Origin of the sequence: Catellatospora paridis, from assembly GCF_009720365.1 — a bacterium.
Lineage (GTDB): Bacteria > Actinomycetota > Actinomycetes > Mycobacteriales > Micromonosporaceae > Catellatospora > Catellatospora paridis.
This window is the reverse complement of sequence record NZ_WBZD01000053.1, coordinates 13696-40309: the sequence shown is the minus strand read 5'-3', so window position 1 is coordinate 40309 and position 26614 is coordinate 13696. Positions and strand designations below refer to the sequence as shown.

Annotated in this window: 16 protein-coding genes, 1 tRNA gene and 1 pseudogene; 8 read left to right on the top strand and 10 right to left on the bottom strand. The window is 75.4% G+C overall.

Annotation, left to right across the window (positions count from 1 at the left end; all coding sequences use genetic code 11):
• Nucleotides 1-9: 9 nt before the first annotated feature.
• The gene (locus F9C41_RS40420; RefSeq protein WP_155392144.1) at nt 10-684 is read right to left on the bottom strand and encodes an esterase/lipase family protein; all 675 of its coding nucleotides are present in this window, start codon (nt 682-684) and stop codon (nt 10-12) included.
• A gap of 118 nt (nt 685-802) precedes the next feature.
• Between F9C41_RS40420 and F9C41_RS40415 the strand changes: the two genes are divergently transcribed.
• The gene (locus F9C41_RS40415; RefSeq protein ID WP_230690388.1) at nt 803-3571 is read left to right on the top strand and encodes an ATP-binding protein; all 2769 of its coding nucleotides are present in this window, start codon (nt 803-805) and stop codon (nt 3569-3571) included.
• 13 nt (nt 3572-3584) lie between these two features.
• Nucleotides 3585-3692: pseudogene (locus tag F9C41_RS41725) on the top strand (AsnC family transcriptional regulator); the annotation flags it as partial.
• Nucleotides 3693-3880: 188 nt separating this feature from the next.
• Here the strand turns inward: F9C41_RS41725 and F9C41_RS40405 are convergent.
• The 9 genes from F9C41_RS40405 to F9C41_RS40365 form a co-directional block, all read right to left on the bottom strand.
• Nucleotides 3881-4696 (bottom strand): class F sortase, encoded by an 816-nt coding sequence (locus tag F9C41_RS40405; protein ID WP_230690387.1) that lies wholly within the window; start codon nt 4694-4696, stop codon nt 3881-3883.
• Entirely contained in the window at nt 4677-5183 is a 507-nt protein-coding gene (locus F9C41_RS40400) for a hypothetical protein (RefSeq protein ID WP_155392143.1), read from the bottom strand. Before F9C41_RS40400 ends, F9C41_RS40405 begins: the two co-directional genes overlap by 20 nt.
• 71 nt (nt 5184-5254) lie before the next feature.
• On the bottom strand, nt 5255-6628 hold the full coding sequence (locus F9C41_RS40395; RefSeq protein WP_230690386.1) for a vWA domain-containing protein: 1374 nt from the start codon (nt 6626-6628) through the stop codon (nt 5255-5257).
• A complete protein-coding gene (locus tag F9C41_RS40390; RefSeq protein ID WP_155392142.1) occupies nt 6625-7803 on the bottom strand; it encodes an AAA family ATPase in 1179 nt (392 codons plus the stop codon). Before F9C41_RS40390 ends, F9C41_RS40395 begins: the two co-directional genes overlap by 4 nt.
• Nucleotides 7804-7891: 88 nt before the next feature.
• Nucleotides 7892-9541 carry an ankyrin repeat domain-containing protein gene (locus tag F9C41_RS40385; protein ID WP_155392141.1) on the bottom strand — a complete coding sequence of 550 codons (1650 nt, stop codon included), beginning with the start codon at nt 9539-9541 and terminating at the stop codon, nt 7892-7894.
• A complete protein-coding gene (locus tag F9C41_RS40380) occupies nt 9538-10680 on the bottom strand; it encodes a leucine-rich repeat domain-containing protein (protein WP_230690385.1) in 1143 nt (380 codons plus the stop codon). The genes F9C41_RS40385 and F9C41_RS40380 overlap by 4 nt, the downstream gene beginning before the upstream one ends.
• Nucleotides 10677-12167, bottom strand: a complete 1491-nt coding sequence (locus F9C41_RS40375) for an SDR family NAD(P)-dependent oxidoreductase (RefSeq protein ID WP_230690384.1) — start codon at nt 12165-12167, stop codon at nt 10677-10679. The genes F9C41_RS40380 and F9C41_RS40375 overlap by 4 nt, the downstream gene beginning before the upstream one ends.
• A gap of 25 nt (nt 12168-12192) precedes the next feature.
• Nucleotides 12193-12265 (bottom strand) — tRNA-Cys (locus F9C41_RS40370).
• 414 nt (nt 12266-12679) lie between these two features.
• Nucleotides 12680-13516: a patatin-like phospholipase family protein gene (locus F9C41_RS40365; RefSeq protein ID WP_155392139.1), complete on the bottom strand. Its 837-nt coding sequence runs from the start codon at nt 13514-13516 to the stop codon at nt 12680-12682.
• 331 nt (nt 13517-13847) lie between these two features.
• Here F9C41_RS40365 and F9C41_RS40360 point away from each other — a divergent pair, with 331 nt between their 5' ends.
• The 6 genes from F9C41_RS40360 (at nt 13848) to F9C41_RS40335 (ending at nt 26584) form a co-directional block, all read left to right on the top strand.
• Entirely contained in the window at nt 13848-14783 is a 936-nt protein-coding gene (locus F9C41_RS40360) for a DUF4132 domain-containing protein (protein ID WP_155392138.1), read from the top strand.
• Nucleotides 14780-19561, top strand: a complete 4782-nt coding sequence (locus F9C41_RS40355; RefSeq protein WP_155392137.1) for a hypothetical protein — start codon at nt 14780-14782, stop codon at nt 19559-19561. The genes F9C41_RS40360 and F9C41_RS40355 overlap by 4 nt, the downstream gene beginning before the upstream one ends.
• Nucleotides 19558-20715 (top strand): ATP-binding protein, encoded by a 1158-nt coding sequence (locus F9C41_RS40350; protein WP_155392136.1) that lies wholly within the window; start codon nt 19558-19560, stop codon nt 20713-20715. The genes F9C41_RS40355 and F9C41_RS40350 overlap by 4 nt, the downstream gene beginning before the upstream one ends.
• Entirely contained in the window at nt 20699-24322 is a 3624-nt protein-coding gene (locus F9C41_RS40345; RefSeq protein WP_155392135.1) for a DUF5682 family protein, read from the top strand. The genes F9C41_RS40350 and F9C41_RS40345 overlap by 17 nt, the downstream gene beginning before the upstream one ends.
• A gap of 25 nt (nt 24323-24347) precedes the next feature.
• Nucleotides 24348-26177, top strand: coding sequence for an SWIM zinc finger family protein (locus tag F9C41_RS40340; RefSeq protein WP_155392134.1), 1830 nt, complete (start codon nt 24348-24350; stop codon nt 26175-26177).
• Between the two features lie 146 nt (nt 26178-26323).
• The gene (locus F9C41_RS40335) at nt 26324-26584 is read left to right on the top strand and encodes a hypothetical protein (protein ID WP_155392133.1); all 261 of its coding nucleotides are present in this window, start codon (nt 26324-26326) and stop codon (nt 26582-26584) included.
• The last annotated feature ends 30 nt before the right edge of the window (nt 26585-26614 follow it).

Below are 26614 nucleotides of genomic sequence, written 5' to 3'. Positions count from 1 at the left end.
GCTGGGGATTCAGGACTTGAGCAGGGTGCGGACCTTCTGGGAGACGGGGTCGCTGACCAGCAGCCAGGCGTGCTCTATGCAGCCCACGTTCGTGTTGGCCGCCCCGGTCAGGATCGTGCTCTCGTCGGGGTTGATGAACTCGTCGCAGTTCGACCAGTAGGTCTGGTAGCGCACCCCGCCCGGCGTCTCGTCGCCGGCGTTGAGGTCGCGCAGGAAGGAGCTGTCCGGGGCCATCTCCGCGCAGGAGGTGATCAGCCAGGAGCAGATCGGGGTGAGGTTGGTCCCGTGGTTCGGTCCGCCGAGCGACACCCACTGGTCCACATACGACGTGCCGCCGAGGAACTTCAGGTACCACCGGGAGTTCAGGCTGCCCATGGAGTGCGCGACGATGTCGACCTTCGCCGCGCCGGTCTGCGCGCGCACCGAGTCGACCAGGGAGCGCAGCTGCGCGGCGGTGGTCTTGTTGGACTTCGTGATGTCGTACGACATCGCGAACAGCCTCCCGCCGCTCCACCCGTCGGCCTTGAAATCGGCGATCATGTCGTTCCAGTTCCAGGCCCCGCCCTTGTAGCCGTGCACGAAGATCACGGGATCACGTTCGGCGGCCTGGGCGGGCGACGGCGCGACCACGGCCATGGCGAGTACGGCGCACAGCGAGCTGAGCAGACCGGCTGACTTTCGCATCTGTCCTCCTCGATGGAGTTGAGTGGGACAGAGCGTGCGCGATGTCGTACGTGCTTCGCATCCGTGAAACAACGCATCGGTCTTTCGCGGAACGTTAACTTGTGAGTAACTTCTGGGCGTGACCCCGTTGCCGAGCCCGCTGCACGGCCGCGACAGCGCGCTGCTGTCGCTGACGTCCATGCTGGACGGAGCGCGCGCCGGGCGTGGTGGGGCGCTACTGCTGCGCGGCGAGCCGGGGTTCGGCAAGACCGCGCTGCTGGCGTACGCGATGGGCGAAGCCCCGGACTTCCAGGTGCTGCACGGGTGCGGGATCGAGGCGGAGACGGAGCTGGCGTACGCGGGCCTGCACCAGGTGCTGCGGCCGGTCGCCCGGCGCGTGCCCGAACTGCCCCCGCGACAGGCCGAGGCGCTGCGCCGGGTGCTCGACGGGGAGGCCGACGAGTCCGAACACCGCGCCTGCCTGCTGCCCGCGGCGCTGCTCGCCCTGCTGGCGCTGCTCGCCAGGGACGGGCCGGTGCTGGTCTGCGTGGACGACGTCGACCTGCTGGATCCGCCGTCGCGCGAGGCGCTGGCCTTCGCCGCCCGGCGGCTGGACCCCGCTGGCGCGGTCACCGGTGAGGCGGTCGTCATCCTGCTCACCTCCCGCGACGACGACGGGCTGCCGCCGCCGGGGCTGCCGGTGCTGGCGCTGTCCGCCCTGGACGACACCGCCTGCGCCGCGGTGGTCGACCGGGTCGCGCCGGTCGCCGTGGCCGAGGGCGTACGCCTGCGCCTGGCCGCCGCCGCGGCGGGCAACCCGCAGGCCGTCACCGAACTGGTCGCCGCGCTGACCCCGGACCAGCTGCACGGGGTGCGCCCGCTGCCCGAGCCGCTGCCGCCCTGCGCCGGCCTGCAGCGCGCGTTCCTGCGCCGGGTGCGGGCGCTGCCGGAGCCGACCCGGCGGCTGCTGCTGATCGCCGCCGCCGAGGAGGAACTGGACGCGAACCTGCTGATGCGCGCCGCGGACGCGGCCGGCATCGACCTGGCCGCACTGGAGCCGGCCGAGTCGGCCGGGCTGGTGCGTGTCGGCCCGACGGGCGTGGAGTTCCGCCATCCCCAGGTGCACGCCGCGATCTACCAGACCGCGCCGCTGGCCCGCCGCCGCGCCGCGCACGCGCTGCTGGCGGGTCTACTCGACGAGTCCAGGCAGCCGCTGCGCCGGGCCTGGCACCGGGCCGCGGCGGGCCTCGCGCCCGATCACGAACTGGCCGAGGAGCTGGAGTCGGCGGCCGCGTCCGCGCGCCGCCGCGGCGGGTTCGCCACCGCGTCGGCGGCGTACGAGCGCGCCGCCGAGCTGAGCACCGGCGACGACGGGGCAAAGGCGCGGCGGCTGGCCGCGGCGGCCCGCGACGCCTGGCACGCGGGCCGCTCCGCACACGCCCGTGACCTGCTCGACCGCGCCCTGCCGGTGGCTCCGGGCGCGGCCGCGCGCGGCGAACTGGAGCTGCTGCGCGGCGACATCGACCTGCGCGACGGGCGGGCCGTCGACGCGTACGAGGCGCTGCTGACCGCCGCGCATCGGCTCGTCCCGATCGACCCGGAACTGGCCATCCGGGCCATGATGCGGGCCGGTGAGGCGGGCGTGTACGCCGGTGACCACCACCGGTTCCTGCAGGTCGCGGCGCAGGCGGCCCCGCTGCGCGGGGCGGGGTGCTCGCCCCAGGCGACGGTGATGCTGGACTACCTGGAGGCGCTGTCGGCGATCTTCCTGGGCCGGTTCGGCGCAGCGCTGGCCCCGCTGCGGGCGGTGCTCGACGGGGCGCCGCGCATCGACGACCCGTCCGCGCTGATCTGGGCCAGCATCGCCGCGCTGATCCTCGGCGACAACGCCCAGGGCCGGGTGATGGCCTCGCGCGCGGTCGCGCTGGCCCGCGACCGCGGGGCGTTGACCATGGTGCCCAAGGCCCTGGAGTTCAGCGCGTACGCGGAGTTCTGGACCGGGCGGCACGCCGCCGCGACGGCCAACGCGCTGGAGGGCCTGCGCGCCGCGACCGAGACCGGCCAGGGCAACGGGGCCTGCTACCATCTGGCCGCGCTGGCCCTGCTCGACGCGATCCACGGCGACGAGCAGACCTGCCGGCTGCGCGCGCGCACCGCGCTGGACCGCGCCGGCCTGTACGGGCTGGGCCTGCCCGCCGCCCTCAGCACCTGGGCGCTGGCCTTCCTCGACCTGTCGCTGGGCCGGCACGCCGACGCCGCGGGCCGCCTGCGCGGGCTGGCCAGGGCCGGCCCCGGCCAGGGACACATGGCGGTGGCGGCGCTGTCGGTGCCGACCTACGTGGAGGCCGCGGTGCGCACCGGCGCGACCGACGCGGCACGCGCCGCGTTCACCACCTTCGAGCCGTGGGCCGACAGCACCAGCAGCCCGGACAACCTGGCGCTGGCCGCGCGCTGCCGGGCCCTGCTCAGCGAGGGCGGCCAGGCCGAGGAGCACTTCCGTGCGGCGCTGGACCTGCACGCGATGGGCGAGCGCGCGTTCGAACGGGCCCGTACCGAACTGCTCTACGGCTCGCTGCTGCGCCGCCGCCGCAAGCGCACCGAGGCCCGCGTCGAGCTGCGCAGCGCACTGGAGTCGTTCGAACGCCTGCACGCCGATCGCTGGGCCGCGTGGACCCGCGCCGAGCTGCGGGCCACCGGCGAGTCCGCCCGTCCGCGCCTGGCCGAGCCCGACGGCGAACTGACCCCGCAACAACGCCAGATTGCCCGCCTCGCCGCGCAGGGCGCCACCAACCGCGAGATCGCCGCCCAGCTCTTCCTCAGCCCGCGCACGGTCGAACATCACCTGGGCAACATCTTCGCCAAACTGTCCGTCCGCTCCCGCGTGGAACTCGCCAACCTCCTGCCCTGAGGAAAGCTGGCCCGCCGTACGCCAGCGCATCCAGCGCCTGACCGATGCCGGGGTCATGCAGATCGCCGCGGTCACCGACCCGCTGAAGACCGGATGCCCGGTGATGGCCCTCCTCGGCATCCACGTCCACCGCTTCACCTGGGGCATCCCCGACTGACGGGCCCCGGTCCCGGTCCCGGTTCGGCCGCGTTGATCATGATGTTATGGCAGGAACACGCCGTCGAACCGTGCCATAAGTTCATGATCAACCCGGCAACCCGGCAACCCGGCAACCCGGCAACCCGGCAACCCGGTGACCCGGTGACCCGGTCAGCTGGGGCGGGCGGGGCGGGATTTGGTGAGGGTGGCGAAGACGACGATGTTGTTGAGGTAGTTGCGGTCGGTGCGGTCGTACGGGGGGCCGCAGGTGACCAGGCGCAGGCCCATGTCGTCGGTGGCGCCGTAGACACGGTGGGCCGGGAACTCGTCCTTGGGGAAGGACTTGACGACGTCGACGGTGAAGGTGGCCAGAGAGCCGTCGAGGCGCTGGACCTCGATCTTCGTGCCGGGTTTCAGCGAGCCCAGCTGGAAGAAGACCGCAGGGCCGCTGGTACGGGTGTCGACATGGCCGACGATGACGGCGTTGCCGCGCTCGCCGGGGCTGGGCCCGTAGCGGTACCAGCCGGTCAGGTCCGGGTGTTTCAGCTCGGGCACCTGCAGGCTGCCGTCGAAGTTGGTGCCGACGGTGACCACCACCGCGTCCACCTTGATCGACGGGATCTTCACGCGCACCGGGGCGGACCGGTCCAGCGGCCGGATGCCACGCGCGTCGGGCCGCCGGTCGGTGTCGACGAGCTGGTAACGCCCCGCCGCGTCGTCGGAGGGCTGGGGCGGCCCGGCCGGGGTGATTCCGAACGCGGCGGCGATCAGTCCGATGCCGGCCAGCGCCGTGCCGACCAGCAGCAGGATCGCCCGGCGGCCGGTGCGGCCCCGGCCGCGGTGACGGCCCCGGCGGATCTCGGCCGCCGTCAGCGGCACGACCTCGGGTCCCGAAGCGGCCAGTGGCACGACCTCCGGCGAGGAGGCGGCTGAGGTCTCGGACGCGGGTCCCGTGCCGGACGCGGGCTCAGGCGCAGTGGTGGCCACGGTACCTCCGGCGCAGCATCACGAGGGCGCCCAGGCCGGACACGGCCAGCAGGCCGGAGCCCGCGCCGAGCAGGGCCCGGCTGGGGCCGTCGGAGGTGGATCCGCCGCCGCCCGCGGGCGCGCCGGTCGGCGAGACGACCAGCGTGCCGGCGCCCGTCTCGCCGTCACTGCAGGTGACGTTGAGCTGGTAGGTGCCCGGCAGGGTCGTCGACGGCACGGTGAGCTCGGCGTTGAACGCGCCCGGCCCGCCGTCGGTGTACGGGTTGAGCGTGATCTCGGACGGCCCGCCGATCGTGGTGCCGCTGACCGACGCGGAGGTCGCGCCCGCGCCGCAGTATGCGGCGAGCGTGAACCGGCCGCCCGGCGCGACCGCGGACGGGTTCACGGTGACATCGGCCGCGGCGAGCGCCACCGACGGCGAGACCAGCGTCGCGGCGGCGACGCCGATGGCTGCGGACAGGGCCGCACGCCGAAGAGACGTACCCATGGCTGCTTTTCCTTCCCCGGAGATCCGAAGATCTGCTGGGTATTACAAAAGCACCCTTTCCCGGACGCAGTTCACGTTTTGCCTGAAGTCATGGTGATCGGAATGGCTTCGATCCAGGATGGAGGCTTGGGCGCGTCCGCCCCGACCAGACCGGCGATGATCCGGGTGCGCGACAGCGCCGCGTCCGGCCACGGCGTGTACCCGTCGGTCAGCACGATCACGAAATGCGGCGGCTCGGGCACGGCCAGCGCAGCCCGGACACCCACCCGCATGTCGGTGCCGCCGCCGCCGGCCAGCACGACCTCACCGACCGTGGACACCCGCCGCGCGGCGTGCACGTCGGCGTCGCAGGCCAGCACGGCGACGCGGTTGCCGCGTACGCCCACCGCCCGCAGCACGCCGCCGACCTCGGCCAGCACCGCCGCCAGGTCGTCGTCGGACATGGATCCCGAGGTGTCGATCACGATCGCCACCCGGGGCAGCGGCCGCCGCAGGCTCGGCAGCACCACGCCCGGCAGCGCGGCCCCGCGCCGCGACGGCCGCCGGTACGTGTAGTCGACCGCCCCGCCCGCCCAGGCCGCCGCCTCGCGCACCGCTCCCGCGAGGGCCTGCCGCCAGTCGATCGTCGGTTCGAGGACCTGCTCCGCCCAGCGCTGCCAGCCCTTGGGCACGGTGCCGCGGCTGCGGGCCTGGGCGCGCACCGCCTGCGCGGTCTGCCGCCGGATCGCGTCGGCCTCCACCCCGCGCACGATCGGCGCAGCCGCCTCGGGAAGCTCCCACGGCGCCTGGTGGCCGTGCGCACCCGAGCCGCACTCGACCGGCGGGCAGTCGCACGGAGCACCGCCACCGGCGTCGTCGCCGTCCGCGGCGGCCGCGGCGCAGCGGCCGCGGCAGCGCGGCGTGGCCGGCAGCGACGGCAGGTACTGCTCGAACAGCAGGCCGGTGGGCAGGTCGTACAGCGCCGGATGGATGCGGCCCTCGGGCAGCGGCAGGCCGTCCGCGACCAGGTCGTCGTTGATCTCGCAGTCCTGGGCGAGGTTGACCCGGTGGTGGTCGGCGCGCTGGTCGGCGGTGAGCCGGTCGGCCCGGCCGTGGTGGTCGCGCAGCAGGTGCGCCACCTCGTGGATCCACACCCCGGCGAGCTGCTCGACCGGGGTGTCCTCGACGAACCTGGGGGACACGTAGCAGCGCCAGTGCCGGTCCACGCCCATCGTCGGCACCCGGTCGGTGGGCACCACGGTCAGGCTGTACAGCGCGGTGGCCAGGTAGGGCCGGTCGCCCGCCGCCCGGAACCGCGCGGCCAGCAGCTTCGCCCGGTCCAGCGGGAGCGCACGCTCCGGTGCGCCCGCCGGGGTCGACGGCCCCGCCGGTGCGGCCGCGCCGGTCTCCTGCCGCATCCGATCCGCCTGCGGGGTGCGCGGGTCGGTCGGCGGGACGGTGGTCATCGTCCGGCCGGGAGCATGCCGGACAGGCTCAGCACCTCGACGAACGCGTCGATGGCGGGCGGCACGGGCCAGTCCGTGTCGCGCAGCGCCGCCAGGTCCAGCGCGGCCCGCGCGGCCACGTCGGGCACTCCCGCGTCCACCGCCTTCGCCAGTACCACCCAACCGGCGTCCCAGCGCTGGTGGGTGGTCCGCGCCTGCACCGCCGACACCACCGCGGTCAGGAACGCCAGCTGCCGGTCACCCCGCTCGGGCAGCGCGAACGCCTTCGGGTCGGCCAGCACCCGCTCCGGGTCGGGCAGGTCCAGCTCCTCCAGGTACGTGCTGAACTCCAGGCCGGCGCCGTCGCCGACCGCGCCCACCAGGGCGGTGGTCAGCGCGTCCCGGCCGGTGTCGGTGGACAGGTGGAAGGCCAGCAGCCGCAGCGCCATCTCCCAGCTGCGCGGCGACGGCCAGGCCCCGCCCCGGCTGTCGGCGTCGGCGGGCAGGTGGTGCACCAGGCCCGGCCGCGCGGTCAGGAAACCCGCGACGGTGCCCCGGGCCCGGGCCACCGCACCCGCCATCCGTGCCGGATGCACCACCGGCACGGTGATCGCGGGCCAGGTGCCGGCCAGGCCGCGGGCGACCACCCGCGGATCGTGCGTCCAGTGCAGGTGCACGAAGCGGTTGGCCAGCGGCGGGCTCAGGTGCCAGCCGTCGGCCGCGCTGGCCGGCGGGTTCGCCGCGGCGACGATGCGGATCGACGCGGGCAGCTCCAGGCTGCCGACCCGCCGCTCCAGCACCACCCGCAGCAGCGCGGCCTGCACCGCCGGAGGCGCGGACGACAGCTCGTCGAAGAAGAGCAGGCCCTGCCCGGTGCGCGCGAGCCGCACCGCCCAGTCCGGCGGCGCCATCGGCACCCCGTCGGCCGCCGGGTCGTCGCCGACGATGGGCAGCCCGGCGAAGTCCGACGGCTCGTGCACGCTGGCGATCACCGTCTCCAGCGGCACACCCAGGCCCGTCGCGAGCTGCTGCAGCGATGCGGACTTGCCGATGCCCGGCTCGCCCCACAGCAGCACCGGCAGGTTCGCCGACACCGCCAGCGCCAGCGCCTCCACCCGGGGATCGGACACCGGCTCGCTGCGCCACGCCCGCGTCGCCGCGATCAGCTCGTCCGCCGCCCGCAGAGCCTCACTCACGCGTACTCCTCGCTTCGCTCGTCACACGCGGCCGAGCGGCCCATGGTTCGCTCGCTGCGCTCGCTCATGTACTCCCCGCTGTGCTCGCTCACGTGCGCTCCTCGATGTATTTCGCGATCAGCTTGAGGTCGCGGTGGTTCTCACCGCTCTCGTCCTCGTAGTACTCGAAGCCCTTGTACTCGACCAGGTCCGCGACCGAGGTGCCGTTGTCGTCCTCGGCCATGGGGTCCGCGCCCGCCTCGAGCAGCGCCAGCACCAGCGCGGGTGTGCCCACCCAGCCCACCGCGACGTGCAGCGGGGTGCGCCGGCGGTGGTCGCGGGCGTCGATCGGCAGGCCCGCGGCCAGCAGCCGGGGCAGCAGCACCTCGTGGTCGAGGCAGCGCAGCAGGTGCAGCAGGGTCGAGCCGCGGCCGTCGCGCACGTGCGGGTCCAGGCCCGCGTCGAGCAGCGCCAGCAGCGTCTGCGTGTCGCCGTGCAGGATGGTCTGCATCAGCTCGCGCCGCTGGTCCTGCAGCGCGCGGGGCAGCCGGGCCCGGCCGTCGGTCCAGCCCTGCTGGGCGGCGAAGCAGCCGGCCACCTTGCCGCCGAGCGCCCGCAGCGCCTGCTCCCGCCGCACCTCCTCGGGCGCGTGGTCGAGCGGGACGAGCCGCCCGCCGGTGTTGTCGATCCGGTGCCACTGCCCCCGGCAGCGCACCCGCACCGGCGCGAAGGCAGGCCCGCGTGCCGCGGCGGGGCCGTCCGGTGCGCCCGGGAACAGCGCCGCGCGCACCAGCGGGTGCAGGTCCGCCGGCGCGATCAGGCCGCGGTACAGCAGTTCCAGATCAGGGGGTACGCGGTACCGCGGCTCGGCCAGCACGGGCAGGTCACTGCGGCGCTCGTCCTCGCCGAGCATCCGGACCCGCACCGTGTCGCCGTCCGGGGTGAACAGGAAGCGCAGCCGCCAGTCCGCGTTGAGGACCACGCCCTCGGCGGCGAACCGCCGGGCGAGCGCCCGCACCGCGGGAGCGAGCGCGACCAGGTGCATCCGGTGGCCCAGCACCTGCTCGCGGGTCACCTTGTAGTGGCTGTACCGGAATGCGGGCAGGGTGTCGTCGAGCGCCAGGCCGGCCTCGCGCCAGGCCTCGACCAGCCGATCGGCGGCCAGCAGGTTCGCTGAGCGCTCGGCCCGGGACGGCGCGCCGTCGCCGTGCGCGGTGGCGAAGCCGTCGAACGGCACGGGCGCGCCATCGGGGGTGAGGAACGGGAGCCGCTGCGTGTCGCCGCCGTACGCCTCGCGCAGCCCCGCCGCCTCGTCCGCGTGCCACAGCTGGCCGGGCAGCTCGGGCCCGGGGGCCTTGCCCAGCGGCGCCACGGTCAGCCGCAGTCGCTGCGAGCCGTCCACGGTCTTGGGCAGCTCGACCTGCAGGGCCACGGTGTCCTGGTCGATGACGCCGACGCGGGGCGCGAGCGTGAAGACCAGGCCGGTGGCGAGGCTGGTCCGCCCGCCCAGCGCCCGCGGCAGATGCCAGCGCAGCAGGTCGGGTGCGAACCCGGCCAGTTCCGCGCCGATCCGCTCGGCCGTCTCGGCCCCGAAGCGGCGGCCCACGTCGGCGAGGTCGACGTCGGTGTCGACCCGGCCCGCGGCGCAGGCCCCGCGCCAGTCCCCGGCCAGCCGCCGGTCGGCGCACTCGGCGATCATCCGCGGCGGCACGGCGTAGCGGCGCACCCGCTGCCAGACGGTCAGTTCGGCGTCGGTCACCGGTACACGCTCGCGATCGCGCTGATGTCGGGGTGCGGCTGCTCGGCCGGGCCGAGGGTGGCCGCGGCCAGGCGCCGCAACCGGCGCGGCACGCCGTGGTTGATGCCCAGGTAGCGCAGCGGCATGTCGTCGTTCAGCGCGGCCAGCAGCAGCTTCGCGCCGCGCCCGGTGATGCCGGTGAAACGCAGGTCCAGCCGCCGCAGCCGGCTCGCGGGCAGCACCGCCGCCAGCGCGGCCGCGCCTTCGTCGCCGACCGTGTTGGGCAGCGCACCCAGCGCCCGCTCCGACGGCGGCCGGGCCAGGTCGAGCGCGGTCCACGCGCCCAGCCGCGCCGCCAGCGCGGCCACCCCGGCCGGGGTGAGGCCGTTGCCGCCCAGGCCCAGCGTCATGGGCAGTCCTTCGACCGCCTCGCCCAGCGCGGCCGCGCCGTCGTCGCCGAGATGGTTGGCGGCCAGGTAGAGCTCGCGCACCCGGCCGTCGCGCACGATCGCCGACAGCGCGGGGACCGCGTCGGGCCGCAGCCCGTTGCCGCCCAGGAACAGCCGCTCCAGCGGCGTCCGCCGGTGCGCCAGCACCTCGGCCAGGGCCTGCAGGCCGTGCCGGGTGAGCCCGGTGTTGACCAGGTCCAGGGTCCGCAGCGTGGTGTTGGCGGCGAGGGCCGCGCACAGCCGGGCCACGCCCTCGTCGCCGATCGGGTTGCGCTTGAGCCACAGCGCCCGCACCGTCGCGTCGGCCGCGAGCCGTTCGGCGAGCGCGCCCGCGCCGTCCGCGTCGATCCGGTTGCAGCCCAGGTAGACGGTCTGCACCCGGTGCCCGGGCGCGAGCGCGTCGGCGACCGCGCGGGCCCCGTCGCTGCCCAGGCCGTTGGTGCCCAGCAGCAGGTGGGTGGCGTGCGGGAAGCGTACGGCGGCCTGCACCACCCGGGCCGCGACCACCGGACCGAGGCCCTGCTTGCACAGGTCGAGCCGGCCGTCGGGCTGCAGCGTGCCGCGGGGGAAGTCCTCCGCCGCGGCGACCCCGGCCGGGTCGCCCAGCCGGGTCAGCAGCGCGTCGAAGTCCGCCGGATCGGCCAGCCCCGCCTCGGGGTGGGCGATCGCCGGGCAGCGCACCGGGTTCGCGAGGGTCTCGTGCTCGGTCACCATGCCACCTGCCGGTAGTCCTTGAGGAACGCCCCGTGCACCGGTTCGCCGGCCTCGGCGCGCACGATCGGGTCGTACACCCGTGCCGCGCCGTCGATCACGTCCAGCGGCGGGCGGAAGCCGGCCTCGCGCTGGGCCTGCTTGTCCGGGTGCGGCCGCTCGTCGGTGACCCAGCCGGTGTCCACGCTGTTCATCAGGATGCCGTCGCCGTGGTAGTCGTCTGCCAGCGTGCGGGTAAGCATGTTCAGCGCCGCCTTGGCCATGTTGGTGTGCGGGTGGCGCTGGGTCTTGTTGTCCCGGGAGAAGCTGCCCTCCATCGCCGACACCTGCACCACGTGCCGCACCGGACGCGGCGCCGCGGCCAGCAGCGGGCGCAGCCGCGAGGTCAGCAGGAACGGCACGAAGGCGTTGACGACGTGCACCTCCAGCCACTCGCGCGGGCTGACGTCCTGGGCGTGCAGCGTCCAGGAGTTGACCTCGCGCAGGTCCAGCGGCTGGCCGGTCTCGTCGGTGTGCCCGGCCGGGAACAGGGCCTGGGCCAGATCCGGCAGCACCACGGCGGTTTCCGGGCGGTGGCGCGCCGCCGTGGTGGCGATCGCGGCGGCCGGGCCGGTCAGCGGCAGCAATTCGGCCGCACGCACCTCGCGGTGGTATGCCGCGGGCCGGTGCAGGGTCTGCGCGGCGTTGTTGACCAGGATGTCGAGGTGCTCCCAGCGCCGCCCGACCGCGTCGACCAGGCCGAGCACCCCGGCCAGGTCGAGGAAGTCGGCACCGTGCACGTGCAGCCGGTGCGACCACGCGGCCGCGTCGGGCAGCGCGGCGAAGCGCCGTGCCGCGTCATGGGGGAAGCGGGTGGTGACCAGCACGTCCGCGCCGTCGCGCAGCAGCTTGAGCGCGACGTGGAAGCCGATCTTCACGCGGCCGCCGGTGACCACGGCCCGGCGGCCGGTCAGGTCGCAGCGGGCGTCGCGGCGCGCGCGGTTGTGCTCGGCGCACGGCGGGCACAGCTGGTGGTAGTCGGCGTCGACCTGCCGGAACTGCTCCTTGCACACGTAGCAGCGGCGCGGCCGGTGCAGCAGCGGCCGCGCGGGGCCGCCCTGCTCGCCCGCTTCGGCCGAGACCGCCTGCGTGCTCCGGTCGCCGTGGGGCAGCGGGCGGTGCACGGCCGCGGCGTGGGGGATCTCCTCACGGAAACGGCTGGCCGTGGCCAGCAGCTGCCGGTCGAGCTGCTCGCGGTGTGCCGCCCGGTCGGCCTTGCGGCGCTTCTTGCCACCGCGGTGCGCCTCGGCGACGGCCCGTTCGACGGCCAGCGCCGCAGGCCCGTCCAGCTCGCCGCGCCCGGCGGCCGCCAGCACCCGCAGGCAGACGTCGAGATCGGACGGTGGCATCGGGCCGGACTCTGCCACGGGGCCGGGCGCTGCCGCCTGGCTGGGCGGGGCGGCCGCGGGCACGCGTGCCGCCGGCACGTCCGTGCTGCTGTGCGGCATGCACCCTCCCCAGGCCTGGTAGGGGCGAGACTGGTCGGATTCGAACCGACGTCCTCCAGCTTGCAGTCAAGGCGCGACGACCTCTGCGCTACAGCCTCGCCGCGCGGGACGATACCCGACCCCGCCGACACGTCACCGCCCCGACTGCCGTAGGCCGCCACGGGTAAACGGTTAACAAGGGCACCTTGCTCCACACATGGCGATGTGCAGAGTCGCTGCTCGTCTCGCTGACGCGAGCCGACGATGCCCTTGCTTTCCTCAGTGGAGGGTGGGGAGGAAGGGGTGCGAGGCAATAGAAAGCGCCCGTCTTGGCAACCACGGGGGAAGTCGCCAAGACGGGCGTCGCCATCGAGCATAGCGCGAGCGGAAGGCTTTGGCCACTCCGGGGCCGCGCGCGCGGGGGAGAGTGGCGTCACATGGTGTTTTGGCTGGTCAGGGTATTGAGGCAGGGATGGTTGTGCGCGTTGCTCGGAGGTCGCTGGAAGCCTCCTGAAAGGAGTGTCGGCGGGCGGTCAGCACCAGACCGCGCCGACCCGCGTGACGACCTGCGCGGCCTGGGCGCGTCCGGCGCGGGCCGAGCCTGCGCGGTGGGCCGGGTCGAGCATGTTGCGGCCGATCGCGGTCCGCGCGTCCCGGTCCGGGCTGATGACCGTGACCTGCGCGCCGGCCGCCGTCAACTCGGCGACGTGCCGGGCCGTGCTGGTGACCAGCCCGCCGCCGACCGTCACCGGCGCGATGATGACCACCCGCTCGTGCCCCTGGGCCAGGTCGGCGTTGGTCGCCGAGCGCATCCCGCCGTCGATGTAACGGTGGCCGTTGACCGCCGCGGGCGGCCACACGCCGGGAACCGCGCAGCTGGCGGCGACGGCGTCGATGAGTTCCACCCCGCTGTCGCGGTCGAACACGGTGAACTCGCCCGTGTGCGCATCCGACGCGGTGATCTTCAGGGGCTGCTCCGGCCACTCGGCCACCGGCAGCCGAGACGCGATGACCGCCTTGCGCTCCTCGGGCGTCATCGACGCGGCGGCCAGCGCGAGCGCGCCGAGGCGGGCCCGGTACTGCTCCGGGGCGCGGCTGCGCACCATCGCCCAGCCGTACGCCAGCAGGGTGCGCATGCCGATGCGGGCCGCGACCTCGTCCTTCGGGTCCTCCAGCTGGGTCTGGTAGCGCTCCTCCAGGCTCGGTTCGGAGGCCATCAGCGAGGCGACCACCGATCCGGCCGACGTGCCGACGAGCAGGTCGGCGGTGCTCAGATCCACCCCGGCCTCGGCGAGCCCGGCCAGGATCCCCAGCTCCCACGCGATACCGGTGACCCCGCCGCCACCGAGTACGAGCGCTCTGCCCTTCACCGCCGCCTCCTTCGCCTCCGCCGACGCCCTGCCCAGCGAGCCGGCGGAACCGGTTCTGTCACCGGAACCGCACGCGCCGCTGGACCTCCGACGGTACTCCCGACGTGCGCGGTCGTGCCCGCATATGCCCGCCGACAGGGCCGTGCGCACGTATCCGCGGCCCGGCCGCACCGGCGAGCGACCCCCGACGCGCGCCGCCGCGGGCGGTGTGGCCGAATGGTTCCCGGTCGGTATGCCGCGGACGGGGCGGGGCCGCGACCAGCCGTGTACGCCGGACTGTCGGCACGGTGGTTTAGCGTCCGGTGTCTTCGACAGGGAGGTGGCCGTCCACATGGGATGGTTGGTGGCATCGGGTGGCTATGAAGTCACCCTGCGCGGCAGCGATCTGATCGCCCGCAACGCCAAGGGCAAGGAGCTGAAGTCGGTGCCGTCGGCGCTGCGCGACGACCCGGTGGTGACCGGGCTGCGGCAGCTCACCGAGTGGCTGGGCCGGCACGAGGTGCAGTGCCGGTCCGACATCGAGCGGTGGATGGTCCGGTCGCTGCCGGTGCCGGTCGCCGTGCTGGCCGACGTGTGGGCCGACGAGACCTGGCGCGCGGCGCTGACCGACCTCGTGGTCGGGGTGCTCGACGACGACGGCGTGTTCGACCCGGACGAGGTGGGCTTCCTGCGCGACGCCGCCGCCGGGCAGATCGGCATCGTGAACCTCGACGGCGACACGGTGCGGCTGCCCGCGACGCGGGTGGTGATCCCGCACCCGGTGACCCTGCCCGACCTCGACGACCTGCGCGAGTTCGCCGCCGACCTGGGTGTTTCCCAGTCCGTGGACCAGTTGTTCCGGCAGATCTTCGTCCGGCCGGCCGATGCGGATCCGTCCGCTCGGCGCGTCGCCGACTACTCCGGCGGCAAGTACGCCGAGCTGCGCCACCTGACCGCCCGTGCCACCAAGCTCGGCTACCCGGTGCGCGGCGGCAACGCGGTCTGCCGCGTGTTCGAGGGCGGCGTGTCCGTCGAGGCGCGCTCCTGGGTCGGCTCCGACGACCCGTACTACGAGACCGAGACCGGGGACCTGGTCTTCACCGACCGCACCGGCACCTCGCTGACGCTGGGCGAGGTCGGCCCGGTCGCCTGGTCCGAGGGCACCCGCATGGCCGCGGCCCTGTACGCCGGGCGCGTCGTGGAGAAGGACGAGGACTCCGACGCCGCCGAGGACCAGGTCGCGGACGACGACGAAGACGACGACGACGAGGACGAGGACGAGGCATGAGCGAGCAGAACCTCACGCTGTTGGAGGCGGGAGCCGTGCTGCCCGCCGGTTCGCCGGTGGCCAAGGACGACACCGTCGACGCGCTGACCTCGCGCGCCTACCGGCACCCGGTGCTGGGTGAGCGCACCGTGGTGCGGCTGGTGCCCGCGACCATCGGCGTGGCCGAGGACCTGAGCATGGAGTTCCTCGGGTTCGACAAGCCCGCGCCGGTCAACGAGGTGGGACTGGTCCGCCAGCAGGCGCTGGGTTTCCCCGCCTGGGCGCTGGTCCACGACCCGGCCAACGGCCACCACGCGCTGGCGCTGGTCAAGGAGATCGAGCGGCTGGCCCGGCAGGCGAAGTCGCGCATCGGCCCGGCCAAGGACGGCTTCAACGCCCTCGGCGAGCGGCTGGCCCGTGCCGTGCCGCACTTCCTGCCGACCTACTACGAGGAGGCGGGCCGGGCGTTCCTGGCCGCCGACAGCACCACGTACGCGGCGACGATGTTCGGCAAGGCGCGTGACGCGGAGCGGGCGTACGCGCTGGGCATCGACGAGGAGCGCCAGCACGCGGTGTTCCTGGAGTTCGCGCTGGCCGGCGCGCTGACCGCGAAGGCGCTGTCGCAGCACGCCCGCGAGCTGTCGGCGCGCTCCACGCCCGCGGACGCGTACGAGCGCTTCCTGCGGCTGTGCGTGGAGCGAACCCTGGGCGGGCTGCCGCCGTACGCGCAGATGCACACGGACCTGCGCCGCCTGGCCAAGGCCGCCAAGCTCGACCAGGGCGAGGCCGACCGGCAGGTGCTCGAACAGCTGCTGGCCGCGCCGTCGCTGTCGCGCGCGCCGGAGGGCTTCTGGGCGGCGTACGCCGGGCCGCTGGCCGAACTCGCCGCCGCCGACCCGGCCCTGCGCGGCCGCCTGCTGGGCATGTTCCCGCAGCACGTCGCCGACGAGGTGTGGCTGGACATGTTGGAGCGGGCCGGGGCGACCGCCGCGCTGACCGACCCCCAGGGCAGCGTTCCGTTCGCGGCCGAGTCGCCCGACGGCCCGGCAGGCTGGCTGGGCCGCTTCGACGTGCACCGCCAGCGCCGGGGCTGGCGCCAGAGCGGCCGCTCGGTCCAGCTGCTGGCGCTGCTGGAGCGGATGTCCGGCCGGTTGAAGGCCGACGGGCTGCCGGTGGTGCTGTGCCGTCGCCACAGCGGCGTGGACCTCGACCTGCTCGACGCGTGCCTGGCGCTGGGCGTGCCGGTCGCCGATCCGGACGACACCGCCCGCTACCAGGTGTCGCGCTGGCTGTCCGACGAGCGCGAGGGCCGCCGCGACCTGGTCGCCGTCGCGGGCGACGGCCGTTTCCTGGGCGCGCTCGCCGAGAACGTCGAGCAGCACCTGCGGCCGAACTACCGGGAGACCGCGGGCGACCCGGAGCGGGTGCGCGCCGTCACGGCCGTGCCGGGCCTGCGCACCGCGGCCCACACCCTGCTGGACCGGATCGCCGCGGACACCGCCCGGCACGGCCTGCCCGCCCTCGCCCGGCACCTGGACCGCCTCGCCCTGCTCGGCTGCCCCGACGGCGTCGCGGTCAACCCGGAGGCCGCCGAGCGCGTGCTCGGCCACGACGTCGCCGCGATGCTGGGCCGCTCGCTGCGGACCGGCCTGCTCGACGAGCTGGGCTGGCCCGCGCTGGAGGAGGCGATCGCCCGGCTCGGCGTGACCCCCGCCGACAACGAGGACACCATCGGCATCGTCAGCCAGTACCCGTACCTGGTGCTGCGCCGCGGCGACCTGGTGCTGGTCGTCGGCGAGCACGGCGTCGAGCTGGAGCACCTGCTGCGCATCCCCGCCGACCAGCGCCACTACCTGTGGCGGCTGGTGCTGCGCTACGTCGACAAGCAGCTGCTGGTGTGCTGGGACGTCGGCCGGGAGCGGGCCGGTTACTGGAGCGGCGCGCCCGACGACGTGTTCACCGTGCCCGACAACGCCTTCGACATGTCGGACGCCATGTCGCTGCCGCTGCCCGGCGGCGGGCGCACGCTCGGCGGACGCCCGCTGCACGTCGGCGACCGCAGCGAGCGCCACACCGGGCGGGTGCTCACCGACGGCGCCTCGTACTGGGTGATCCGGCACAACGGCGACAAGCTGGTGTGCCAGGAGTTCGACCCGGCCACCGGCGAGCGCGGCCGGGCCAGCCTGCCCGCGTTCCTGGAGGACGGCGCGGCCGACGGGGAGTCGCTGGTGCTGCACCTGTCGCGGCTCGCGCCGCGTGATCCGGCCGCCGCCGGACAGGCGGCTGCGCTGCTCGGCTGGCGGGTGCGCCGCCGCGCCGACGGCAGCCTGGCGGGGCAGTCGACCGACGGCACCGCGTACACCCTGCCCGCCGGGGCCGGCATCCGCGGCGACCTGTCCGGTGCGGTGCGCCTGCCCGGCTCGGACACGGTCTGCGGCGTGTTCGCCACCCGCGACTGGCGGCGCAGCTCGATGACCCTGGCCGACACCGAGGGCTGGCTGCTCGGCGAGTACACGGTCCCGCAGGGCCCGTCGGCGTACGCCCGCGGCACCCGGCTGGTGCCCGGGGCCGCCTACTGGCACCTGCTGCGCCCGCGCGACGAGGCCGGTTCGGCGGCGCTGCGCGCGGTCACCGACGAGTGGTGCGCGGAGCTGTTGCGTGAGGCCGTCGCGGCGATCGCGGCCGCGGACGACGACGCCGCCGCACAGGAGGCGCTGGTCGCCCTGGTCGCGCGGCACCTGCCGGAGGTCACCGACCCGTCGCTGCGGGCCGGGGTCGCCGGGCTGGTGGAGCGGGCCGCCGTGCACGTCACCCGTCTGACCGAGCTGCGCGACCGGTGCGAGGGCCGGGCCGTCGAGACCGCCCCGAAGACCGCCGAGCAGTGGACGGGCGGCGTGCAGGACCACCTGCTCATCGGTGCCCTGTCCGGCCTCATCCGGTACTGCTATAGCCGCAGCGACAGCGCGGTGCGGCTGTTCGCCGGGACCGGCGCGGCGTTCACCGCGGCGCAGGCGCCCACCGGGCAGCTCGACCTGGAGGCCGACGACGACTGGTTCGACGCGCTCGGCATCCTGCCCGCCGCGATGTACCGCGCGGCGAGCCCGGTGACCAGCCCCGAGCACCGGGCCGCGCTGGTGGAACTGCTCGCCGTGGTCGCCCGCAGCGGGCTGCTCACGCCGGGCTCGCGGCTGCGCAAGGTCGAGCTGAAGGCCGATCAGCCCGTCGACGAGGACGGACTGCCGGGCACGGTGCTGACCTTCGGTGCGCGCCGGCTGCTGGTGCTGTCGGCCGACGCCGACGACCGCGAGGTGAAGGGACTGGAGTACGCCCCCGACGGGGTGTTCGGGGCACTGCCCGGATACGCCATCACCCGCGAGCGGACGCTGGACACCGGCGGGGCCACCCCCGACCGGATCGCGGAGTTCACCCGCCTGCTGGCCGAACACGGGCCGATCGCCTGGCAGCGGGAGCGGGTCGCCGGGCTGTCCGACGCCGCCGGGACCAGTGTCGCCGAGGCCACCATGGTGCTGGCGGGCCTGCCCCAGCAGGCGTGGCACAAGCCGGAGACGGAGTGGGTGCGTGAGCTGCTCGGCGTCGACGCCGCCGCGGCGGGCGCGGCGGCGACCCGGATGCGCTCCGGCAGCGTGACCGTGACCGCGGGGATGCTGGCTCTGCTGCTGCCGGCGGACCTGGCCGCGCTGTGGCGGTCCGGCCCGGCGTCCGCGGAGTTCGCCGCCGCCTGGACGGCCCGCCACGGCGTACGCCGCCCGGTGCGCGACGACCTGATCGTCGCCATCGACAAGGCCGATGTGGACGGCTCGATGAACGCCTCCGAGCTGATCCACGGCATCGCCAGCCCGGACACGTGCCGGTGGCTGCACGGCCCGGTCGACGGCATCGACGACGACGACGTGTTCGTCGCGCTCGCGAAGTGCCTGCCGTGGCTGGTCTACCACCTGCCGGCCGACGACCCGGTCCGGGCCGCGCTGCCGCGCGCGGTGGAGCTGGCCCAGGCCCGGCTGGCCGACCCCGCGCTGTCCCTGCCGGTCGGCTACGTCACCGAGCGCAAGGCCGACGCGCTGCTCGCGGCGACCGGCGCGACCCCGGTGACGGGCCCCGACGGCAGCGTCTCGGCGGGGGCGGTGCTGCTGCCCCCGGACAGCGGCTGGCGGGTGGTGCACCTGCGCCCGGCGCTGCTGACCGGTGCCGACGACCCGGTGCTGCACGTGCTGCGGGCCAGACTGGACAGCCACCACGAGGGCACCGCCGCCGCGCTGCACGCGCTGCTCGGCGGCCAGCTCGCGCGGCTGGTCGGCTACCCCGTGCCGGCCGGGATCGACGGATTCGCCCAGGACCCGACCCGGTCCGTGCCCGACCTGGTGGCGCGGGTCGCGCAGGAACGGGGCCTGCCCGCCGACGCGGCCGCGCTGTACCTGCAGCTGCTCGCGCTGCCCGACCCGACCGACCGCAACACCGCGCTGTGGACGGGCTGGAAGCCGGCCCGGCTGAAGGCGGCCCGCGCCGCGCTGGCCGCCACGGACCTCGTGGTCGAGGCCAAGCGGCCACGCGCCGGGCGCAGCCTGTTCCTGCCCGGTGGCTGGCTCGCGCTCAAGGCCCCGCACCTGCCGCTGGAGCGGTGGAAGCTGCCCCTGCTCATCGGCGGCGAGAACGGGGTGTCCGGGCTGGACATCGTGCTGCCGGTCGCGCCCGCGCCGCAGCTGTTCGCGCTGGCCTGGGACAGGATCACCGCGGGCGACGGACCCCGATTCGACGAACTGGTAACCGAGAGGCGCCGATGACCACCACCACGACCGCCCGGCAGGTGGACCCTGCCGAGCACGCGTACGCCGGCGAGCTGGCGTTCCTGGCCGCGTACGACGGCGGGCCGCGCCCGCCCGGCTGGCGGCTCACGCCGCGGGCCGTGGTCACCTTCATCACCGGCAGCGACGGCCGCGAACTGGAGCTGGCCAAGGAGGACCGCCGCGACGGCCTGCCGCACAAGCTGACCGTGCCGGCGAAGTTCGTCGGCGAGCGGGCCCTGGTCGAGCGGTGCGTGGTCACCCTCGCCGGGGAGCGCGGCCTGCTGCTGGTCGGCGAGCCGGGCACGGCCAAGTCGATGCTGTCGGAGTTGCTGTCCGCGGCCGTCTGCGGCAGCAGCGAGCTGGTCGTGCAGGGCACCGCGGGCACCACCGAGGACCAGCTGCGCTACGGCTGGAACTACGCGCTGCTGCTGGCCCACGGGCCGAGCAGCGAGGCGCTGGTGCCCTCGCCGATCCTGTCGGCGATGCGCACCGGTGCGGTGGCCCGGGTCGAAGAGATCACCCGCTGCCTGCCCGAGGTGCAGGACGCGCTGGTGTCGCTGCTGTCCGACCGCCGCATCGCGGTGCCGGAACTGGCCGGCACCGACGGCGCGACCGTGCACGCCGCGCCCGGCTTCACCCTGATCGCCACCGCGAACCTGCGCGACCGGGGCGTGTCGGAGATGTCGGCGGCGCTCAAACGCCGCTTCAACTTCGAGACCGTCGGCCCGATCAGCGACCTGGCAGCCGAGACCGCGTTGGTCGGCAAGCAGGCCCGGGCGGCGCTGGAGCGGGTGAAGGCCCCGTTCGCGGTCGACGATGCGGTGCTGGAGGCGCTGGTCACCGCGTTCCGGGACCTGCGCGAGGGCCGTTCGGTCGAGGGCTGGGACGTGGAGCGCCCGTCGACGGTGATGAGCACCGCCGAGGCCGTCGCCGTGGCGACCTCGCTGGCGCTGGCCCAGGCGTACTTCCCCGGCGACCGCGACGTGCTGTCGCTGCTGCCCGGGCACCTGCTCGGGGTGGTGCGCAAGGACGACCCGGCCGACGGCGCGAAGCTGCTCGGCTACTGGGACGGGGCGGTGCGCCGCCGCGCCGAGGACGGCGCACGGCTGTGGCGGCGGCTGTGGGAGCTGCGCGATGTCCTCGGTGGCTGAGACGACGGTGGAGACGACGGCGCTCGACGGAGACCCGGCGGTCGCCGTCGCCGAGCTGGCCGGGCAGCGCGACCCGTTCCTGATCGGCGTGCGGCACCACTCGCCCGCGCTGTCGGTGGTGCTGCCCGACCTGCTCGACCGGTGCGCGCCCGAGGCGCTGCTGCTGGAGCTGCCGCCCGAGCTGGGGCAGTGGCTGCCGTGGCTGGCCGATCCCGACACCACCGCGCCCGTCGCCCTGGCGGGCGCGGTCGGTGACGCGGGTCTGGCGTTCTACCCGTTCGCGGACTTCTCACCGGAACTGGCCGCGGTCCGCTGGGCGCACCGGCATGGCGTGCCCGTGGTGCCGTGCGACCTGCCGCTGGCCGACCGGGCCTGGCACGAGCGGGAACAGCCCGCGGCCGGACCGGCCGCGCAGCGGCTGTCGCTGGCCTCAGCGCTCAAGGGCGCCGCGACCGGCCGCGCCGACGAGGACATGTGGGACCGGATGGTCGAGGCCCGCGCGCCGGGCGCCGACCCGGAGGCGGTACGCCGGGCGGCGCTGCTGGTCGGGTGGGCGCTGCGCCGCGACGCCGAGACCGGGGAGGGGGTGTCCACTCTGGACCTGTGCCGCGAGGCGTACATGCGCGGGTGCCTGGCCGAACACGCCGGGAAGCGGGTCGCGATGCTGGTCGGCGCGTTCCACGCCCCGGCGCTGCGCGAGGCGGGTCCGGCGAACCCGGCTGCGGCGGGGGCGAAGGTGGTGACGTCGCTGGTGCCGTACACGTTCGGGCTGCTCGACGCCCGGTCCGGCTATCCGGCGGGCATCCGCGACCCGCAGTGGCAGCAGTCCGTGCTGACTGCCGCGGGCGATCCGGCGCAGGTCGAGGCAGCGGCGCTGGCCGCCGTCGTCGCGGTGTGCGCGAAGGTGCGCGCCGCCGGGCACCCGGCCGGGCCGGCCGAGGCGCGCGAGGCCGTCCGGCTCGCCGTCGACCTCGCCCGGCTGCGCGGGCTGCCCGCGCCCGGCCGCGGCGAGCTGGTGGAGGCGCTGCAGAGCGTCCTCGCCCACGGTGAGGTGCTCGGCCGTGGCCGTGTCGTGGCCACCGCGATGGAACATGTCATGGTGGGGGACCGGCGCGGACGGCTCGCCCCTGGCACGCCGCGCTCGGGCCTGGGCCCGGCGGTCCGCGAGCTGCTGGCCGCGCTGCGGCTGCCCGGCCCCGGCGATGCCGCCAAGGACACCAGGCTCGACCCGCTGCGCTCGGACCTGGACCGCCGCCGTGAGGTGACCCTGCAACGGCTGGCCGCCTGCGGCGTGGCGTACGCCGAACCGGTCGCCGGTGACGGCGGCGTGGGCGGCGTCGACGCGATCACCACCCGCTGGCGGCTGCAGTGGACCCCGCACACCGAGGCCGGGATCGAGGTCGCCGGGCTGCGCGGGGTGACCCTGGAACAGGCCACCGAAGGCGCGCTCGGCGAACGCCGCCGCCGCGAGACCGCCACCGGCGGCCCGTCGGCGGCCGAGGTGGCCGCGGGCCTGCACGACGCGGCGGTGTGCGGCCTGCCCGCGCTCGCCGCCCGGCGGCTGGACGAGGTCGCCACGATCGTGCCCGCGCAGGGGTCGCTCACCGAGGCGATGACGGCGCTGGCACTGCTCGACCGGCTGCGCCTCGGTCACGTGCCGGGCCTGCCCGAACCGGACCGCACGGCCGTCGCTGCGGCCGCCGAGGCGGTGGAGACCGCCGCCGTCCGCCAGGTCGACGGGCTCGCGGGCTCCGAGGACGTCGCCGACGCGCGGGCGCTGGCCGCACTCGCCCAGCGCGCCGAGGCGTCCGGCTCGGCCCTGCGGCTGACCGACGCACTGGTCCGGCTGGCCGCCCGGGGCACGCCGCTGATGGCCGCCGCCGCCGGTGCGGTGCGGGTGCTGCTCGGCCACGTGCCCGCGGAGGAGTTCGGGGTGCGGGTGGCGTCCTGGGTGGACACCGCGGGCACCGACGAGGCCCGCCGCACACTGCAGGGGCACGTCAGCGGCCTGCTGGCCGTCGCCGAACCGCTGCTGCAGGCCGCCTCCGGGGTGCTGACCGGGCTGCTCGATCGCGTCGAGACGCTGTCCGACGAGGCATTCCTGACCAGGCTGCCCGCGCTGCGCGGCGGCTTCCACACCGCCAGCCCCGCCGGGCGCGACCGGTTGCTGGCCGTCGTCGACGAACGCCTCGGCGGGCATGTCGCCGACCTAGGCGACGTCGACGACCCCGACGGGCTGCTGGCCCGGCTGCTTGCCGACCGCGCGGGCCGGGCGGCGCTGGTGGAGCTCGGCCTGCTCGCCGCCGACGGTGCGGCGTCCCACCGGCTGGCCGAGGGCGCGACCCCGGCCCTCGGCCCGGACGCCACCGGTTCGGAGTCGGGCGGTACCCCGGTCGCCGCCGCAGGCCCGGCCGAAGCCAGTGCCACGAAGCCGAGCGGCGTCCCGGTGGCCCAGAACCGTGCCGGATCGTCCACCGGCTCGGACGCCAGGCCCGCGCCGTCCGGCGAGCTGTCGCCCGCCGACCGCTGGCGGCTCATCCTGGGCCGCGACCGGGCCGGCATGGGCGGCAAGGCCAGGCGGTACGCGACCGCGCTGGACGAGCTGTACGGCATGGGCCGGGGCGAGGGCGCGCGCGAGGACCGCGGCGCCGGAGCCGGCCGCGAGCCGTCGTTCCCCGGCGTACGGGAATGGTCCGAGGAGCTGTCCGCGCTGTTCGGGCCGGGCGTACGCGAGGAGGTGCTGGCCGCCGCCGTGGAGTCCGGCCGCCTCGACGCGGCGCTGGAGCTCGACCCCGACGCGGTGCGCCCCTCCATGGACCTGCTGCGCGACGTGCTGTCGCTGGCCGGCGGTCTGCCCGAGGCGACCGTGGCCCGGCTGCGTCCTCTGGTCGCCCGCATCATCGCGGAGCTGACCAGGGAACTGGCGACCACGCTGCGTCCGGCGCTCAACGGCCTCACCACGCCCCGGCCCACCGCGCGCCCCGGCGGGAGGCTGGACCTGGCCCGTACCCTGCGGGCGAACATGGCCACCGCCCGCCGCGGCGAGGACGGCCGGGTCACCGTGGTGCCCGAGCGGCCCGTGTTCCGCACCCGCGCCCGCCGCGGCGTGGACTGGCGGCTGGTGCTGGTGGTGGACGTGTCCGGCTCCATGGAGGAGTCGGTGATCTGGTCCGCGCTCACCGCGTCGGTGCTGGCCGGGGTGCCCGCGCTGAGCACGCACTTCGTGGCGTTCTCCACCGAGGTGGTGGACCTGACCGACCGGGTCGGCGACCCGCTGAGCCTGCTGCTGGAGGTCAAGGTCGGCGGCGGCACGCACATCGCCGCCGGGCTGCGGCATGCCCGGTCGCTTATCACCGTGCCCACCCGCACGCTCGTGGTGCTGGTCAGCGACTTCGAGGAGGGGTACTCCATGGGCGGCCTGCTGGCCGAGGTGCGGGCACTGGTGGAGTCCGGCGCGACAGTGCTGGGCTGCGCCAGCCTCGACGACGCCGGTCGGCCGCGCTACTCGGTCGCCGCCGCGGGACAGCTGGTCGCGGCCGGTATGCCGATCGCGGCGCTGAGCCCGCTGGAACTGGCCCGCTGGGTCGGGGAGCAGGTACGTCAATGAGCACGAGGAGCAGAGGGGAGCGAGGGTGAGCGGGCTGCCCGCGGTGACCGCCCCGGCGCTGGCGGAGACACTGGACGCGCTGCCGGGACGGTTGCGCAAGAAGGTCGACGACGCCGTGACGCGGGCCGCCGCCTGGCCGGTGTCCACCGCGGACGGCCAGGTCACGGTCACCGTCGACGAGAGCACCGCGGTCACCTTGGTGTTGACCGACGGCGTGGTGCGCACCGGGGCCGACGCCCGGTGCAGTTGCCTGCTCGCGCCCAACTGCCTGCACCGCGTCGCGGTGCTGGCAATGGCCCCGGTCCACGACGGCCTGGACGACGAGCCGACGCACGACCCACGGGCGGCGTCCGGCGAGGCCGGGACCGGTCCGCACGGCGCGGACCCTGGGTCGACGGTGGACGGTGTGCCCGCGACCGAAGCGGACGACGCCGAGCCGCCGTCGTCGCTCACCGCACGCCAGCGCGGCGCGGCCGAGGGGTTGTGGTGCGCCGGGGCGGCGGTGCTCGATGCGGGCACGTCCGGCAGCGGCCTGGTGCTGCGTACCGCGCTGCTGCGGGCCGTGCACGAGGCCCGCGCCAACGGGCTGCACCGCGCGGCCGCGGCGGGCACGCGGGTCGCGGCCGGGCTGCAGGCGATGCGCGAGGCGCAGCCCCAGTTCCGGCTCGCGGAGCTCACCGACGATCTGCGCGACCTGCTGACCGTGTCACACCGGCTGCGTGACCCGGCCCTGCCGGGTGGACTGGTGGCCGAGCTGCTGGGAGTGTCTCGGCGTGGCTACGACCCGCAGGCCGGGCTGCGCCTCTACGGGCTGTGCACGGTCCCCGTCGTCGCCGAGTCCGGTTATGCGGGAACGGCGACCTACGTGGTGGACCGCGACGGCCGGTTGTGGACCGTCACCGACGTCGCCCCGGGTGGCGCGGACCGGGCCGCGCGCTCCGGCGACACCGTGGTGGCGCTGGGCGAGGCGGGGTTGACCCATCGCGAGCTCACCCGCGCCGGGATGATCGTCTCCGGCGGCACCGCCAGCAGCTCGGGTCGGCTGGGCGCGGGCCGCGCCGTGCGCGCGGTGCGCGCGTCGGGCGCCGGTTGGGCCGACGAGCCGCTGCGCGGCCTCTGGGAGCAGCCGCTGGAGGAGCAGGTGAGCCGGGCCTTCGCCGCGCTCGCCGAGCCGGCAGGTGATCGTCCGGCCGGGACGGACCTGATGTTCCTGACGGTGCGGGTGCGTGGCGCGGCGGCCGGTGACGCGGTGCTGGCGGAGACCGCCGGCGGTGCGGCCGTGCTGCTCACCGTCGCCGACGACCACCCCGAGCTGGCATACCGGGACAACATGCGGCTGCTCGGTGCGGCGGCCGGCCTCGAGCTGCTGGTCGTGGGCCGTCCCGATCCCGCCCGCCGGGCCACCGTCGCCGCCCTGTCGATCGGGCTCGCGCCTGGCACCGGGGATGGGCTGCGCCTGCCCGAGAGCTGGTCCGGCCACGCCGACCTGGGCTTCGACCGGCTGCATCGCAGCCAGCTGCGGGCCGGTGACGGCACCGCGTCCACGGCTCGCCCGCCCGCGACCGGTGATCCGGCGCTGCAGCTGCTGCGCCGCCACGTGGAGCGGATGGTCGCCGGCGGCCGTGCCGTGCACGCGGTGGCCGACACCCAGGAGCGCAGCCTGCGCAGGGCCCGGCTGGATCTCGGCGCACACCTGCTGGCGTCGGTGACGGCTGCCGCCCGCCATCGGCCCCGGAACGTCTTCGGCCGGGTAACGGCCGACGACGGCGAGGACTTCGCCCGGGCCTGGCTCGCCGCGGCCGTGTACGAGAGAGCGGCGACGCAGGCCCTCATAGAGACCTCGTGGCTGGCGTGAGCGGCAGCCGACAGCCCGGCACGATGCGCAAGGAGGCCGCCGGAGGGATACTTGACGGCAGCGGGGGTCGACGCGTTCAGGTCGAGGAGAGCCCGATTTCGGGCTCGCGGTCGCCTGATGGCGGATTCCCGTGGGAGGAGCCCGCGGTGGCTGACAACATCGAACTGATCATGCGGTTTCACCCGGTGGGTGGCGAGGACGTGGCCCTGCTGTGTTCCGATTTCGCCGGTCCCGACGAGGCCCTGGAGGCGGTCGCCAGGGCGCTCGATGAGCGGCGCGGTCTGATCCTGTCCCGGGCGAGGTACAACCGCGAGGCGGGCGAGAACGGTGTCGTCATCAACCTCGCCAATGTGGTCTCCGTGCGTGTCTCGACGACCGACAGCGACACCACCGGCCAGTACCTCTGAGCGACCGTGCGGTCGGCCGGTCGGCGGCGT

Coding starts and splice junctions, on each gene's coding strand:
- F9C41_RS40420 (WP_155392144.1), bottom strand. CDS start 684: ATGCGAAAGTCAGCCGGTCTGCTCAGCTCGCTGTGCGCCGTACTCGCC.
- F9C41_RS40400 (WP_155392143.1), bottom strand. CDS start 5,183: ATGGGTACGTCTCTTCGGCGTGCGGCCCTGTCCGCAGCCATCGGCGTC.
- F9C41_RS40395 (WP_230690386.1), bottom strand. CDS start 6,628: ATGACCACCGTCCCGCCGACCGACCCGCGCACCCCGCAGGCGGATCGG.
- F9C41_RS40375 (WP_230690384.1), bottom strand. CDS start 12,167: ATGCCGCACAGCAGCACGGACGTGCCGGCGGCACGCGTGCCCGCGGCC.
- F9C41_RS40360 (WP_155392138.1), top strand. CDS start 13,848: ATGGGATGGTTGGTGGCATCGGGTGGCTATGAAGTCACCCTGCGCGGC.
- F9C41_RS40355 (WP_155392137.1), top strand. CDS start 14,780: ATGAGCGAGCAGAACCTCACGCTGTTGGAGGCGGGAGCCGTGCTGCCC.
- F9C41_RS40350 (WP_155392136.1), top strand. CDS start 19,558: ATGACCACCACCACGACCGCCCGGCAGGTGGACCCTGCCGAGCACGCG.
- F9C41_RS40345 (WP_155392135.1), top strand. CDS start 20,699: ATGTCCTCGGTGGCTGAGACGACGGTGGAGACGACGGCGCTCGACGGA.